At 62.7% G+C, this 15110-nt stretch carries 11 protein-coding genes; 4 read left to right on the top strand and 7 right to left on the bottom strand.

Going from position 1 to position 15110, the window contains the following annotated elements; all coding sequences use genetic code 11:
* The first annotated feature begins 54 nt into the window (after positions 1–54).
* The gene (locus ABEA23_RS07975) at positions 55–1317 is read left to right on the top strand and encodes an aspartate aminotransferase family protein (protein ID WP_345477525.1); all 1263 of its coding nucleotides are present in this window, start codon (positions 55–57) and stop codon (positions 1315–1317) included.
* A gap of 3 nt (positions 1318–1320) precedes the next feature.
* On the opposite strand, the gene ABEA23_RS07970 is transcribed toward ABEA23_RS07975, so the two are convergent.
* Positions 1321–2112: an SGNH/GDSL hydrolase family protein gene (locus ABEA23_RS07970; protein WP_345477524.1), complete on the bottom strand. Its 792-nt coding sequence runs from the start codon at positions 2110–2112 to the stop codon at positions 1321–1323.
* 191 nt (positions 2113–2303) lie between these two features.
* On the opposite strand from ABEA23_RS07970, the gene ABEA23_RS07965 reads away from it, so the two are divergent.
* Together ABEA23_RS07965 and ABEA23_RS07960 are read left to right on the top strand one after the other, a co-directional pair.
* Positions 2304–3023: a LytR/AlgR family response regulator transcription factor gene (locus ABEA23_RS07965; protein ID WP_345477523.1), complete on the top strand. Its 720-nt coding sequence runs from the start codon at positions 2304–2306 to the stop codon at positions 3021–3023.
* The gene (locus ABEA23_RS07960; RefSeq protein WP_345477522.1) at positions 3020–4333 is read left to right on the top strand and encodes an ATP-binding protein; all 1314 of its coding nucleotides are present in this window, start codon (positions 3020–3022) and stop codon (positions 4331–4333) included. Before ABEA23_RS07965 ends, ABEA23_RS07960 begins: the two co-directional genes overlap by 4 nt.
* Here ABEA23_RS07960 and glf read toward each other — a convergent pair.
* The 6 genes from glf to ABEA23_RS07930 form a co-directional block, all read right to left on the bottom strand.
* On the bottom strand, positions 4325–5497 hold the full coding sequence (gene glf, locus ABEA23_RS07955) for a UDP-galactopyranose mutase (protein ID WP_425577143.1): 1173 nt from the start codon (positions 5495–5497) through the stop codon (positions 4325–4327). The two genes, ABEA23_RS07960 and glf, sit on opposite strands and share 9 nt — an antisense overlap.
* A 4-nt stretch (positions 5498–5501) precedes the next feature.
* Positions 5502–6533, bottom strand: coding sequence for a glycosyltransferase family 2 protein (locus ABEA23_RS07950; RefSeq protein ID WP_345477521.1), 1032 nt, complete (start codon positions 6531–6533; stop codon positions 5502–5504).
* Positions 6530–7255, bottom strand: a complete 726-nt coding sequence (locus ABEA23_RS07945) for a GtrA domain-containing protein (RefSeq protein WP_345477520.1) — start codon at positions 7253–7255, stop codon at positions 6530–6532. The genes ABEA23_RS07950 and ABEA23_RS07945 overlap by 4 nt, the downstream gene beginning before the upstream one ends.
* Positions 7252–9696: a glycoside hydrolase family 3 N-terminal domain-containing protein gene (locus ABEA23_RS07940; protein ID WP_345477519.1), complete on the bottom strand. Its 2445-nt coding sequence runs from the start codon at positions 9694–9696 to the stop codon at positions 7252–7254. Before ABEA23_RS07940 ends, ABEA23_RS07945 begins: the two co-directional genes overlap by 4 nt.
* Entirely contained in the window at positions 9693–12677 is a 2985-nt protein-coding gene (locus ABEA23_RS07935; RefSeq protein ID WP_345477518.1) for a glycoside hydrolase family 3 C-terminal domain-containing protein, read from the bottom strand. Before ABEA23_RS07935 ends, ABEA23_RS07940 begins: the two co-directional genes overlap by 4 nt.
* Positions 12678–13099: 422 nt before the next feature.
* Positions 13100–14230, bottom strand: coding sequence for a glutathione S-transferase family protein (locus ABEA23_RS07930; RefSeq protein WP_345477517.1), 1131 nt, complete (start codon positions 14228–14230; stop codon positions 13100–13102).
* A 68-nt stretch (positions 14231–14298) separates the two neighbouring features.
* Here ABEA23_RS07930 and ABEA23_RS07925 point away from each other — a divergent pair, with 68 nt between their 5' ends.
* Positions 14299–15090: an MBL fold metallo-hydrolase gene (locus ABEA23_RS07925; protein WP_345477516.1), complete on the top strand. Its 792-nt coding sequence runs from the start codon at positions 14299–14301 to the stop codon at positions 15088–15090.
* The last annotated feature ends 20 nt before the right edge of the window (positions 15091–15110 follow it).

Here is a 15110-nt window from a genome sequence, read left to right as displayed (position 1 = left end):
CTGTAGTCTAGGCGCCAGCGCCGATTGTCAACAATCAGACACAAAGGATGAATGATGACTCAGCTCTCCCCCCTCCTGAAGCAGGCGACTCCCGTGGTGGCGTCCCGCGGAGAAGGCGTCTATCTCTATGACGACGGCGGGACCCGGTATCTGGACTTCACCGCCGGGATCGGTGTGACCAGCACCGGACACTGCCACCCCAAAGTTGTTGCCGCGGCCCAGCAACAGGTGGGGACCCTGATTCACGGCCAGTACACCACCGTCATGCACCGCCCCTTGCAGCAGCTGACCCAGCGACTCAGTGAAGTGCTGCCGGCGGGCCTGGATTCGGTGTTCTTCTCCAACTCCGGTTCGGAGGCCGCCGAGGCCGCACTGCGACTGGCGCGGCAGGCGACGGGCAGACCGAACATTGTGGTCTTCCAAGGCGGGTTCCACGGACGAACAGTGGCAGCGGCATCGATGACTACCTCCGGCACCAAGTTCCGTGCTGGATTCAGTCCGCTCATGGGCGGCGTCGTCGTCTCCCCCTTTCCGAACCCTTCGCATTACCGGCGCTACGGGTGGGATCAGGACCAGGCCACCGACTTTGCCCTGCGCGAGCTGGATCTGCTGCTGAACACCCAGTCAGCGCCGGCGGATACTGCAGCGTTCCTGGTGGAACCGGTGCTCGGCGAAGGCGGATACGTGCCCGGTCATGAGAGGTTCTTCGCCGGGCTGAGGGAGCGCGCCGATGCCCACGGGATTCTGCTGATCGTTGATGAGGTGCAGACCGGTTTCGGGCGCACCGGACGGTTCTGGGGCCAGGACCATTTCGGGCTGGTGCCCGATATCCAGATGTTTGCCAAGGGCATCGCCTCCGGCTTCCCGATCTCCGGGATCGCAGCCTCAGAGCAACTCATGGCCAAAGCCTGGCCGGGGTCACAGGGCGGGACCTATGGCGCAAACGCGGTAGCCTGCGCCGCAGCCCTTGCCACCCTCGAGGTCATTGCCGAGGAACACCTGGTGGAGAACTCTCAAGCCCGTGGTGAGCAGCTTCGCAGCCGGCTGCGGGAGGCCACGCAGGGGTACACCCAGGTAGCCGAAGTACGCGGTCTGGGGCTGATGGTGGGCGTGGAGTTCATCAACGACGACGGCACCCCCGGCACTGCACTGGCAGCGGCCGTACAACAGGAGGCGGCCCGCCGCGGACTGCTGCTACTGACCTGCGGCCCGTGGACTGAGGTGGTCCGGTTCATTCCAGCGCTGGTTGTCAGTCAGCAGCAGGTGGAGGACGCTGCGGGGATCTTCAGTGCGGCCCTGAAGGCAGTGCTGGGGTGAGGTCTACCAGATCCGGGATGTCAGCGCCGGATACTTCGGGTTCATCGCATCACCTGAAGAGACCCGGGTCACGCGACGCTTCACCCACGGGTAAAGATAGTCCTTGCTCCAGGTCACCTCGGCGGCGATCTTCTCCGGCAGTGAGACCACCGGGGGCTCGTCCAACTCCGGCTCGTCGATCTCGTCCTGCTCCCCCAGCACTTTCAGGACTTCTTTGGCCATGGTGATGTGACCGGCGATGCCCAGATGCATTCGGTCCACATCCCAGTAGCGCCAGTCCTGGAAAACGCGCATATGCCAGAAGTCCACCAGATCCAGCTCAAGATCAGCGGCGATCTTACGCACATACTCGTTGTAGATGGCGGTACGGCCACGGGTGAGCCGGAACATGGGAGCCTTCCCGGAGTCGAAACCGGTGAAGAGCACCACGCGGGCTCCTGATTCCGCGAGCTTCTCCACACCGGCGCGATAGCGCTCCATCAGCCCGTCGATATTGACCACCGGGCGCAGAATGTCGTTGCCTCCGGCATACAGCGTCACCAGCGTGGGCTTCAGCGCCAAGGCGGCATCGAGCTGTTCATCCAGCACCTGCTGCAGCTTCTTCCCGCGGATGGCGAGATTCGCATAACCCCAGGATGAGTCGTTGGAGATCAGCTGAGCGGCGACCCGGTCGGCCCAACCTCGCACGTCATTGGGACTTGAAGGGTCAATATCCCCGACTCCTTCGGTGAAGGAGTCCCCCAGCGCGACATACCGCTTGGTGAATGATCCTTGGGCTGTACCAGCTGCAGGCATCTCGGCCTCCCCTGTTGCGAGTGCGGGTTTTCCTCTTCAGCCACCCTACCCGCGGGGCACCCAGGACTGAACCTACCGTCAGGTAACCACCTTCACTGATACTTAGCCGGCGTCGCCCACCGGCGTACCCGCCGGCTTGATAGCCTGGAGACCGCCATCCTCGCCCTGCGCCGCACTGGAGGGAGCCCGCCGTGAGAAGACCCGTGCGCGTGGCCCTCGTCGACGACGAAGATGAGCCGCGAGCAGTCCTGAGGGAACATCTGCGTCACTGCGAGGATGAGCTCGACGTCGTCCTTCACACTGAGGAGTTCTCCAGCGGAGAGCAGCTGCTTCAGGATTACCGCCCCACGCACGACCTGATTTTCCTCGACGTGCAGATGTCCGGGCTGGACGGCTTCGAGACGGCCCAGCGCATCCGCAATCTTGATGCTGAGGTCATCATCATCTTTGTCACCCATCTGGCGTCACACGCCATACGCGGCTACGAAGTGGGCGCTATGAACTACTTGGTGAAGCCGGTGCAGAGGTTCCCCTTCACCCATGAGGTTCGGCGCGCCCTGCAGCAGCTGGACCGGCGCGCCAGCCCCTCCATCATGCTCAGCACCACTGAAGGCACCGCCCGTGTGGAACTGGCGTCAGTGGTGCATCTAGAGAGCGACCGGCACCGGATTGCCGTTCACTGTCTGGACCGCCGCTATGAGCTCACCGGCACTATGAAGTCCTTTGAGGCCGAACTGGGGCCGGAGGGTTTCTATCGGATCAACCACGGGTATCTGGTCAACTTACGCCATGTCATAGGCGTCGACGGCGGCCTGTGCCTGCTGCGCTCGGGAGCACGACTGCAGATTTCGAGGTCGCGGCGACGGGCGTTTATGGAGGCTTTGGCGACACATCTACAGGACACGGCGTGACTGACCTCGCTGCGCTGCCGGATATCCCACGGGTCCTGACAGCCACTGCCGAATGGGCAGCCTGCCTGCTCTATATTCTGATGCTGGGCCGCCGACGCTCCACGGCAGTGCTGGTGGCGCTGGCCGGCGTCGCTCTGGTGCTGCTACTGGGTGTCCATCTGCTGGCAGAGATGCTGCCCCTGGCGTTCTGGACTCCGGGGATGCTGGTGGCCGCAGGGGTGATGTACGCATTCCTCGCCTTGGCCGCGCGGACTTCGCCGATTGTCACCGGCTACCTGCTGGCACGAGCCTTCGTGCTGGCCGAGCTCGTGGCCTCCCTGCATTGGCAGCTGCACGTCTTCTTCTTTCCCACCCCCGCCGCGGAGGTGGGTCAGGCGCTGGTCACCGTGGCCGTCTATGCAGCCTGCTTCGCAACCGTGCTGCTCATTGAACGTCGGCTCTTTCTGCGCGGCAGAGCCCCTGAGGTGGAGGTCCGCGCCCTGGCCGCAGCTGCCGCGGTAGCAGTGGTCACCTTCATGATGAGCAATCTGAGCTTCATCAGCACTAATACGCCCTTCAGCGGCCCTGAAGGACTCAGCGTCTTCTACATTCGCACCCTGGTGGATTTGGCCGGTTACGTGGCCCTGCTCGCTCTGCATGCACAGCGCCAGCATCTGCACCAGCTGCGCGAGGTCGACGCGATGGCGCAGCTGGTGCGCTCCCAGCATCAGCAATACCTGCAGTCCAAACGGAACATCGACGAGGTCAACAGGAAGTATCACGACCTGAAGCACTACATCACTGCGTTCCGTGCGGAATCTGATCCGACCTCTCAGGCCGGCTATTTGGACAAGCTGGAGCAGAGTCTCAGCGGATACGCCCAGCAGATAGAGACCGGCAACGGCATTCTTGACGCGGTCCTCACCGCGAAGCTCGCTGAGGCCGAGGAACGCCAAGTACCGGTCACTGTAGTGGCTGATGGCCGGCTGCTGGAGCCAATAGAGCCGCTGGATATCTCCGCCCTCTTCGGCAACGCCCTGGACAATGCCCTACACGCATCGGCTGCGGTGCCGGATCCGAAGCGCCGGTTCATCCGGGTCGGTGTTCAGGCCCGGCGAGGCTTCGTGGTGGCGGAGGTGGAGAACAGCTTCCACGGCGTGCTGGAGTTCGACGACGGCCTGCCGGTGTCCACCAAAGGCGACAGCGCCCATCACGGCTATGGTCTGCGGAACATGCGGCAGATCGCCGAGCACTACGGTGGGACGCTGTCGCTGCGGGCGGAATCAGGGGTGTTTACCGTCGCCGTGGTGCTCCCGGTGGTCTCAGCCTGAGAAAAGCTCGTCCAGTGAGTTATCCACTAGGCTCAGCGCTGACGCGATGGCCATGTGCATATCCAAATACTGGTAGGTTCCCAGCCGCCCGCCGAAGAAGACCTGCGGCTGGGCAGCGGCTAAGTCCCGATACCGCTGCAGCGCCTGGCGGTCTTTCGGGGATCCCACCGGGTAGTAGGGCTCGTCCTCCAGTCCTGCCCAGCGCGAGTATTCCTTCATGATCACGGTGGATTTCTTCGAATACCACGTGCGCTCAGGGTGGAAGTGCCGGAACTCGTGGATACGGGTGTAGGGGACTTCGATATCGGCGTAGTTCATCACCGATGTCCCCTGGAAGTCACCCACGTCCAGCACTTCTTGCTCGAAGTCCAGGGTGCGCCAGGACAGGCGTCCGGCGCTGTGGTCGAAGTACTGATCAAACGGCCCGGTGTAGACCACCGGAACGCGTCCCACCAGGCTGTCCCGGTTCAGCGGCTGAGTAGAGTCGAAGAAGTCCGTGTCCACATGGACGCTGATTCGGGGGTGCTCCACCATGGAAGCCAACCAGGCCGAGTAGCCGTCTACGGGCAACCCTTGGTAGGCGTCGTCGAAGTATCGGGAGTCATAGTTGTAGCGCACCGGAAGGCGCCGGATGATCGAGGCCGGGAGGTCCCGGGGGTCTGTCTGCCACTGTTTGGCGGTGTAACCCCGAATGAACGCCTCGTACAGGGGCCGGCCGATCAGCGCGACTCCCTGCTCGTCCAGGTTCGTTGGAGTGCGGCCATGCATTTCGGCGGCCTGTTCGCCGATGATGCTGCGAGCCTGCTGGGGGCTATAGGCGGCGCCGAAGAACTGGTTGATAGTGCCCAGGTTGATGGGCATCGGGTAGACCACGCCCTGATGGACGGTATGCACATGGTGTTCGTAGTCGGTGAATCCGGTGAATTGGTTGACGTAGCGCCAGACGCGCTCGTTATCGGTGTGGAACAGGTGGGCGCCGTAGCGGTGAACTTCGATGCCGGTTCTCGGCTCCGTCTCCGAGTAGGCGTTACCGCCAATATGGCTGCGCCGCTCCACCACCGCGACGTCGATGTTGTAGCGTTCAGCCACTTGCTGGGCCACGGTGAGCCCGAAGAGCCCGGCACCGACGACGACCAGCCCGGGGGTGTTATTCATCATGCTCATGGGCCTAGTTGAATCCGTAGGCCCAGCGCGCGGTGCGATAGGCGCCCAAGGAGAAGCGCCGGCCCAGCTGGCCCGGGAGATTGACCAGCATTCCCAGCAGGCTCAGCCGCAGTCGACGGTAGAGCTGCGGTTCCACACGGCGCAGCTCATCCCAGAGATCCGCTTTCAGCCGCAGCATCTCCTTGCTGCCACCACGCAGGGCCATCGTGGAGGTCACCACAGTGATGATGCCCAGATAGTGCGCCATATAGCGGTTCAGAGCGGGGTGAAGGGTCTGCGAAGCCCGCACCTGCGCAAGATGACGGACCATCATCCGGTTGACCAGAAGCTGCTGATCAAGCCGTGAGATCATCACCTTTTCGTTCACCGATTGATCCGGCCGTCCGATGTAGTACCGGTACAGGTCGACGTCGAGGTAGTGCATACTCCGCACCTGCGGCAGCGGAATGTAGGCGAAGAGGTTGTCCACGTAGAACGTGTGCTCAGGCAGCCGCAGCTGGACCTCACGCAGCAGCTGGGTGCGGTAGGTCAGCGCATGCATCAGCAGATACTGAGCAGGGCCGAAGCTGCCCACATCGTCCCACCCGATATCCTCACCGACCGGAAGAACCCGGGTGTAGCGGATGGTCTTCGTCCGTGATGCGGCCTCGTTCTCATAGACATAGTTGCTCAGCACCAGGTCAATGCCGCGGTTCTGCTCGATGATGCGGCGCAGCTCCTGACGCAGCGTGGTGAAGGCTTCCGCGTTGAGCCAGTCATCGGAGTCCACCACGCGCACATAGTGCCCTAGGGCGTGATCCAAACCGGTGTTGATCGCAGAGCCGTGGCCGCCATTAGGCTGACTGACCACCCGCACCACGTCCGGGTGCGCTTCGGCGTACGCTTCGGCGACCTCCCGGGTGGAGTCTGTCGAGCCGTCGTTGACGACAATGACCTCGACGTCGTCTATACCGTCGGCGGGGAGCAGTGTGTCAAGGCACCTCGGCAAGTACTCTGCCGAGTTGTAGCTGGGCACAATCAGGCTGAGGGTTTTCACTTCTGTGGCGCTCCGGACCTTTCTCCTGACGGTGACGCCATCATATCTTCGCTGACCTCCGGGGCTTCCGGCACCTGCCGGAAGATGAGCTTGAAGATGGGGAAGAACACCCAGAACTGGATGGCCGCGTTGATCACCATGGTCAGTACATCTGCGGTTGTCTCACCCGCTGAGCCCCAGCCGAGGTTGTCGATGAAGAAATCGTACAGCGGCGCCCGATAGAAGCCCTGCGCGGCTGCTGCGGCGAAAGTGATCACCACATAGGCGATCAAGTACCACATGGCAGCCCACCAGATGCTGGAGTTGGACCGGAAGGTCACGCTGCGCTGCATGAAGAAGTTGATCACCTGGGCGATCAGAATGGTGATCTGCACTGCAAGGAAGTAGCCGAGACCACCGGCTCCGCCGTCGGAGAATGCGCCTCCGGGGTAGTCGAAGATGAAGAAGGTGGAGCCATCGGGGTTCTCCCCCACCGGCAGCACTTGGAAGTTCTGGTGGACCAGATCGGTGTAGCTGAACATCCACCGGAATACCGGCATCAACGCCAGCTGCAGGGCGGTGACACCGTTGCTGATGACGAAGAACAGCACAAACTGTGCCAATGTCGTGTGCCGCTCGTAGAAGCTGGACCATTTGGCGCCCAGCCGACCTTTAAGGGTGGACGGCTCGGTGGTGGGATTCTTCTCAGCAACCACCGGCTCTGGTGTTTTCCCGACGCTCATGCCTTCTCCTGATGATTGGTGACGCCCGCAGTGGAGCTGGTGATGAAGCTTTGGCGCAGTCGACGTTGACGCCGCAGCTGGCGCAGGGTCTCGCGCAGCAGTCCGGCAGTACCGGAGAGGTGGTGTCCGTTGAAGATCCGAACCGCCTGCTGCGCCATCTCCAGGCTCATCGCCCCGCCGCTCATTTTGGCCAATCCGCGTACCGGCATGGCGTTGAGGAACAGCACGTTGAGATTTGGCTTACCTTTGGCTTCAGAACGCGCCAGCAGCTTGCCAAGCACGGCGGCTGCGCCGCGGGCCAGCGGGGACTTTGCCCGGCTCAGCTCAGCCAATGGATGGTTCAGCCCCACCTGGATGCGTTCCTTGGACTCGGGCTGTTCCGCCGCGCCAGCCCTGTTGGCAGCGTGGACTTTCTCAATAAGTTCCGCCAGCTGATGCTGACCACCGCTTCTGGCCTCATGATCGCCGATGACCTCCACACTGACGCATGATGCGGTGTCCTCGGAGTGCGCGGCCACGATGACTTCGTAGCTGCCGGATTCTACGCGCCAGTCTTCGGCGTCGAGATCCCAGTGCTGGAAGGCCGCGCGCCCCAAGGGAATGCTGACCTGCTGGGACTCGCCCGGCTGCAGGTGGACTTTGAAGAATCCGGCCAGCTGGCGCTGCGCACGCAGCACAGCAGAATCACTGGTGCGCCGAATGTAGACCTGGACGACATCGGCGCCAGCACGGTCACCGGTATTGGTCACCGTCACAGTCACCTGTTCGGAATCCGCCTGGACATCGGTGTAGTCGAAACTGGTGTAGCTCAGCCCGAAACCGAAGGGAAAGGCCGGGGCAATCTGGGCGCTGGTGTGCCAGCGGTACCCCACCAGGGGGCCTTCCAGGTAATGGACTTCACGTCCGAGAGCGGGGAAGCGCCCAGCCGTGGACGTGTCCTGCAGAGACTCCGGCCAGCTCTCAGCCAGCCGTCCGCCGGGTTCGCTGAGACCGGTGATCACATCGAAGAGTGCCTCAGCACCGGCCTGACCGGCCAGGTACCCGTGCAGTACTGCGTCAGCATCCTTCATCCACGATGATTCGACTGCGGCTCCGCCGGAGAGCACCACAGCCACCGGTGTGCCGGTGTCCTTCAGCGCCTTCAGCAGCTGGATCTGATTATCCGGCAGCCTCATATGGCTGCGGTCCAGACCCTCGGACTCGCTGAGCTCATCAAGGCCCATCCACAGCAGCACCACATCGGCTTTGGCAGCGAGGGCAGTGGCCTCAGCAGCAAGCGCGGCGTCTTCGGCACCGTCGCGGCGGAAGCCTTGTGCGATTCCCACAATGTCCAGGCCCGACGCAGCGGAGACCTCAGCCGGGGTGCGCAGCCGGGTGGGGTTCACCAGTGATGACCCCGCCCCCTGGTACCGCGGTGTGAGGGCAAAATCGCCGACGACGGCGGTCTTCACGCCAGCTCGCAGCGGTAGCAGCGGAGCGTCACCGACGATTGACTCATTCTTCAGCAGCACCGCGGACTCTGCTGCGGCCCGCCGCGCCAGTTGATGATGGGCTTCTTCATCGATGGGACCCGGGGTGCTCGGCACCGTCTCAGCAAGCTGCTGGATGAGTGTCACGATCTCCTGGACTCGGGCATCAAGATCCGCCTCGTCCAGCTCCCCGGATTCCAGTGCTTGGAGCAGCTGATGCACTGAGTCCCACCCCGGTGAGGGCATTTCCAAGGTGCCTCCGGCGCGGACAGCAGCTGCGGCGTCGTTGCTTCCACCCCAGTCTGAGACCACTACGCCGTCGAAGCCCCACTGGTCGCGGAGGATCTCGGTGAGCAGATGGTAGTTCTCATGAGCGTATGTGCCGTTGATCTTGTTATACGCAGACATGATGACCTGGGGTGCTGCCTCAGTCACCACAATCTCGAATGCCCGCAGGTAGATTTCGCGCAGCGTCCGCTCATCGACGATGGAGTCGCCAATCATGCGCAGAGTCTCCTGGCTATTGGCGGCGAAGTGCTTGGGGCAGGCCCCCACCCCGGCCGACTGGATGCCGCGGACATAGGCGGCAGCCAGTCGACCGGAGAGCAGCGGGTCCTCCGAGAAGTACTCGAAGTTGCGACCGCACAGTGGAGAGCGCTTGATGTTCAGCCCAGGGCCCAGCACCACATCCACTCCGAGGGACACTGCCTCGGCCCCCAGGGCCTGACCGATCTGCTCTCCCAGCTGAGGGTCCCAGCTGTTGGCCACGGTGGCAGCAGTCGGGAAGCAGGTGGCTGGCTCTGAGGCGTGCAGCCCCAGGTGGTCGCCGTCGCCACTTTGCCGCCGGATGCCGTGGGGGCCATCGGAGAGGACAATCGGGGCGATCCCGGCCCGCGGTACGCCACGGGTGTGCCAGACGTCCTCTCCGCTGAGCAGAGCGGCCTTTTCCAAGGGGGTGAGTTCTACACTCATGCGGTCGCTGATTCCTCATTTCCGTGCTTGCGCACGCGGCGAATGACCCAGACCAGACCGATGATCCACAACAGGCTCAGTACCGCAGTGACAATCCAGCGGATGATCTCCCAGGCTGCCGGGGTGTAGCTCACCTCGGCGTCGGGGCCCAGGCCGTTCATCGCGTTGGAGTTCACCACGGTGTAGAGGATGTTGTGGGTTGCCTGCCGGATGTTGTCCACCGCTTCGGCGCTGCTGGTGTCCTCGAACTGCTTCATCGGGGCGAAGACCAGCTGGTGGTCAGTTCCAGCCGCGATGGACTGATCCGGGGACATGTATCCGTAGAGGTTGAAGTCGGTGATGACCATGCCTTCAAAGCCCCATTCCTTACGCAGCACATCATCCATCAGTGCCGGGTAGCCGCCGGCCCAGTAGGGGCCGATTCGGTTGAAGGAGCTCATCATGGCGGTGGAGCCGATCTCAGTCTCGGCGTGGTTGCCGTCCTCATCAGCGATGTAGGTCATCGGTGCCGAGGCGTTCTTGACGATCATCTCGAAGGGCTTGAGATAGATCTCGCGGATGGTCTGCTCATCTGCCCAGGTAGCAATGCCGTTATCGACTCGACCGTTTTCCTGGTCGTTCATGGCGAAGTGCTTGGTGTAGGCGTAGAGACCGCGGCTTGCGGCACCGGAGACTACTTCAGCGCCGAGAACCCCGGAGATGGTGGGATCTTCGGAGAAGTACTCGAAGTTACGCCCGGCAAACGGTGAGCGGTGCAGGTTCACGCCGGGGGCGTACCACCCGGAGATGCCCATCTGCAGAGCCTCTTCACCCATCATCTCGCCCATGCGGTACACCAGGTCCTTGTCCCAGGTGGCCGCGATCAACGGCGCTGAAGGGTAGGCAGCACCCTTGAAGTCATCGTTGATGAAGGAGGTGAAACCGTGTGGGCCGTCGACGTCGTTAGTGCGCGGCTTAGCGATAGAAGGCACCGCTTCAGTGTTGTAAGCACCGTTGAGCAGCATCGTGGTCATCTCGTGGACATCGAGCTGGTCCAGCAGGTCTTCCCACTGGGGATCGTTGTAGTCCAGCCCGCGCATATCGATCAGCGTCAGGCCGTTGTCAGCGCCGGTGGTGGGCATCTGAGCATCAGATGCATCAGCGGCAGCGTCGACGTCGAAGTGCTGGTAGCCCTCGATGATGTAGTCGGCTGCTTCCTGGTCGGAGGCATCCGGTGCGGTGGGGAAGGTGCCGGCAAAGTCCTCACGGCTGAGCAGGTGTGCTCCCTCGCCGTCGGCGCTTCCGGAGAAGTGCTCAGAGACCACGTCGAACCGGTTGGTGGCGACAGTCTCATCAGTGGAGCGCGGGGCGTCCTCGCCATAGACGACGGTCTCATCCACCTGGTACTGCACTGCTTCAGTGCCCTCTGCCACGGTGTGGGAGTCGGTGCGGACGCTCAGCTCGTAGCTGCCTTCTTCCAGTACCCAGGCCTGTGCGTCTTGGTAGTCGTAGGAGGCCATATCCTCCACGGCTAGTTCAAGGGTCACAGTCTCAGACTCGCCGGGCTCCAGGAGCGAGGTCTTGGCGAAGTCAGCCAATTCCACGTGGGACTTCTCGATCCCACCGGGGGTGTAGGGCGCGGTGTAGTAAAGCTGGACGACGTCGCGTCCGGCAGTCTCACCGGTGTTGGTGACCTGCACCTGGACCTCGATCGTGCCATCAACATCGCCGGTGGTGGAGCTGGTGAGCTCCCAGTCGAAGCTGGTGTAGCTGAGCCCGAATCCGAAGGGGTAGACCACGGCGTCGTCGTAGTTCAGAGCGCCCTCTTCGGCTGCCGTCTCGTAGTAGCGGTAGCCGTAGTAGATGCCCTCTTCGTATTCGACGAAGAATGCGCCGTTATCCATGGCGGCGTGGCTGGGCTGCTGCAGGGTCGAAGCGTTGGAGTCATCGATGTTGGTGTACTCCCAGCGGCCGAAGTTCACGAACGTGGGGTCTGCGGTGAAGTCCCGTGACCACAGGTCCACAGTGCGCCCGGAGGGATTGACCTCACCGGTGAGCACCTCGCCGAGGGCGTTGAATCCGGTTTCGCCGGGGCCGCCGGTCCAGAGGATGGCGTCGACGTCGGCGTCGTCTTCAAGCTCGCCAAGCTCCATGATGTTGGAGGAGTTGATGACGACGATGACGGTATCGAAGTGCTCTTTGGCCAGCTGCAGGGTCTGCTGCTCGTCCAGGTTGAGCATCAGCTCATGCTGACCTTCAACGTAGTTCTCGTCCCAGCCGTCCATATCGGTGGCCAGATCTCCGCCTTCGCCTCCGCCGCGGCCGAAGACCACGATGGCTGCGTCGTTGTAGTCAGCGAAGGAGTCGACGGCCGCCTCGGAGTAGTCAGCCGCTGGCATCTCCCCGACGGCGTATTCGGACTCGTCCGGCTCGTCCATGACGATGTCGGTCCGGGGAGCGTTCTCAGCGAAATCAGCCAGCTCGTCGTAGACGGTGGTGTTGATATCGAATCCGGCGTATTCCAGGCCTCCGCGGACATCGACTGCTGCCGACGCATCCACCGAGCCGGAGCCGGAGCCGCCGTAGACGGGCTCGGCGGCCGTGCGTCCGAACAGGGTTACCGCGCCGGCGCTGATGGGCAGGGTGTCCTCGGAGTTCTTCAGCAGGGTGATTCCCTCGGCTGCGATCTCCTGGACCAGCTCCGAGGCGGCGTCGCGAGCCTCATCCAGGGAGCTGTAAGAGGCCTGGTTGTATTCCAGATCCCAATCCTCAGCCTCTTCGCTGTTTGTGACTTCCCAGGTTCCGATACCCAGCTGGGATGCCACCCAGTTATGGAAGATGTTGAGCGCAATATTGGCTCCGAGGATCACAATGAGGACTACAGCGAGGACAGGGGTCCAGATGCTGAGGAACTTCTTGTTTGACATCGGGCGCCGCTCTTTGCGGCGGCCTTTTTTCTCACGAGGCTCCGCCTGCGCGGAATCCTGGTTCGGCTCTTCCACATCTACTCCTTCGTAGGTTGGGTCAAGAGACTCGGGCATGACTGTGCCCTGTGATGTAGCTAACTTCATTGCAGTCGATGTCGGGGGCGCGCAGTCCCCCCGGCGCACAAGTTGTCGCTTTTAGCCGATAACCGGTTCCGTTGACGCCTGCCTCGCCCATGTGGAGGCCGCTCGGGAGCACTTCTGATACCCCGGTCCCGCCGTTCGGTGGCGCATTTTTACCGCATCTGTGACCTAAAATGCCCGAAACTGCCCGATAATCACGTCAAACTGCGCCACCGAACGAGAGACCCCCGCGCCGCGGAATGCCGGCCACTCATGATGCGAGCGCGGCTTCTACGCGTCGCCGGAACCCTTCAGGCGTGAAGGCGAGCGTGAGCCCGCCGAGAGCGTGGCGGGGTTTCCCCGCCCGCGGAACTAACTCAGTACAGCGGGTTGGCTCCGGGAGGCTGTTCCTCGGCAGCGATCGGACCAGGAGCCGTGCCCGCACCGAATGGTGAGCCGCCGAGCTCCTCGCGACCGTGCTCACTCAGCCAGTTCTGCAGGTCCGGCCCCGCTGGGACTACCTGGGTGGGGTTGATGTCCTCATGCACCACGTAATAGTGGGCCTTGATCTGATCAAAGTCCACGGTGTCCCCGAATCCGGGTGTCTGGAACAGGTCCCGGGCATAGCCCCACAGGTTCGGCATCTCGGTGAGCTTGTTCCGGTTGCACTTGAAGTGCCCGTGGTACACCGCATCGAAGCGGACCAGAGTGGTGAACAGCCGCACATCAGCCTCGGTGATGTGCTCGCCCATGAGGTAACGCCGGTCGGCGAGGAGTTCCTCCAGCCAGTCCAGCGCGGTGAAGAGTCGGTCGTAGGCCTCCTCATAGGCGCGCTGCGATCCGGCGAACCCGGCGCGGTAGACCCCGTTGTTGACCTCGGTGAAGACGCGTTTGATCACCGGAAGCATCTCATCGATCAGCTCCTCGGGCAGCAGATCCGGCGCCCCCTCCCGGTGATACGCCTTCCATTGCGTCGAGAAGTCCAGAGTCAGCTGGGGGTAGTTATTGGTCACCACCGCCCCGGAGGGCACATCCACCAATGCCGGTACTGTGATTCCCCGCGGATAATCCGGGAATCGCTTGAAGTAGTTCTCCTGCAGTCGCTCAGTGCCCAGTACCGGATCCCGGCCGTCTGTTGTCAGGTCGAAGGTCCAGGACCGCACATCATGTACCGGGCCCGGGGTAGCCAATGACATCACACTCTCAAGGCCCAGTAGGCGTCGCACAATAATCGATCGGTGCGCCCACGGGCAGGCTCTTGCCGCCACCAGGCGATACCGTCCCGGCTCCACCGGCCAGGCTTGGGCTTCAGCGGTCAATCCCGCAGCACGCGGATCCCCGATGCTGGAGGGCTCCTCCTGGGGTGCGGCGGTGACCGCGTCGACGTCGGCCACCACTCGGTCCTCGATGTAATTGGTGTCCCGGGCGAACTCCTCCCCGGTCACGTAGGTGCCCTTGGTGGAGTGCTCGGTTTCGTATGTCTTACGCGGACCCTGTGACTCAGCCATACCGCAAGGTTACGTTTCCGCGCTGAACAACTCCAGGGAGGCTCCACGTGGTGACTAGTCTGGATCCCATGAGCACGACGGCGCCCTGGCAGGTCCTGACCTGTAACAACCCCTCGCCCATGACGCTGGAGGGCACTAATACCTATCTGTTGGGAGCAGCGGGAGCCGACGACGTGGTGGTCGTAGACCCCGGTCCTGCAGATCATCCCGAACATCTCCAGGCGATTCTGGACGCAACTTCTCACCGCTCAGTGCAGCAGATCCTGATCACCCATCGTCACGCCGACCATCTGGGCGCAGCCGCGGCTCTGGCGGATCTCACCGGTGCTCCGGTGCGGTCCTTAGACCCCGAGTTGTGCCGATCCCCAAGGCTGGGCCGGGGTGAAGCGAGAAACAGCTCACCGGCGCCGCTGCGCGATGGTGAGCGAATCAGTGTCGGTGGAGTGGACCTCGAGGTCCTGCATACTCCCGGACATACCGCGGATTCAGTGTGCTTTTGGCTCCCCCAGCACAGGGTCATGCTCACTGGAGATACCATCCTTGGCCGTGGCACCTCCATGGTGGATTATCCCGATGGCACCCTGGCCGACTATTTCGCCACACTGGCCCGATTACAGTCCTATGGAGATGTGCCCCTACTTCCCGGTCACGGATCCCAGCAGCCCGACCTGGCAGCCGCTGCCGCTCGGTATGAAGCTCAGCGTCGGCAACGTCTGGACCAGCTTCACCAGCTGCGAAGGAAGCACCCCGATCACAGTCCTGCCCAGTTGGCGGAGCTGATCTACGGTCCGCGCCCAGGGGTGCAGCAACCTGTGATCCTTCAGCTGATCAACGCGCAGCTGGACTATTTGACTAGCTGAGAACTGCGCTGAACGGCTGA

Origin of the sequence: Nesterenkonia rhizosphaerae (genome assembly GCF_039544555.1) — a bacterium.
Classification (GTDB): domain Bacteria; phylum Actinomycetota; class Actinomycetes; order Actinomycetales; family Micrococcaceae; genus Nesterenkonia; species Nesterenkonia rhizosphaerae.
The sequence above is the reverse complement of the archived record's forward strand: the minus strand, read 5'-3'. Positions and strand labels throughout refer to the sequence as shown.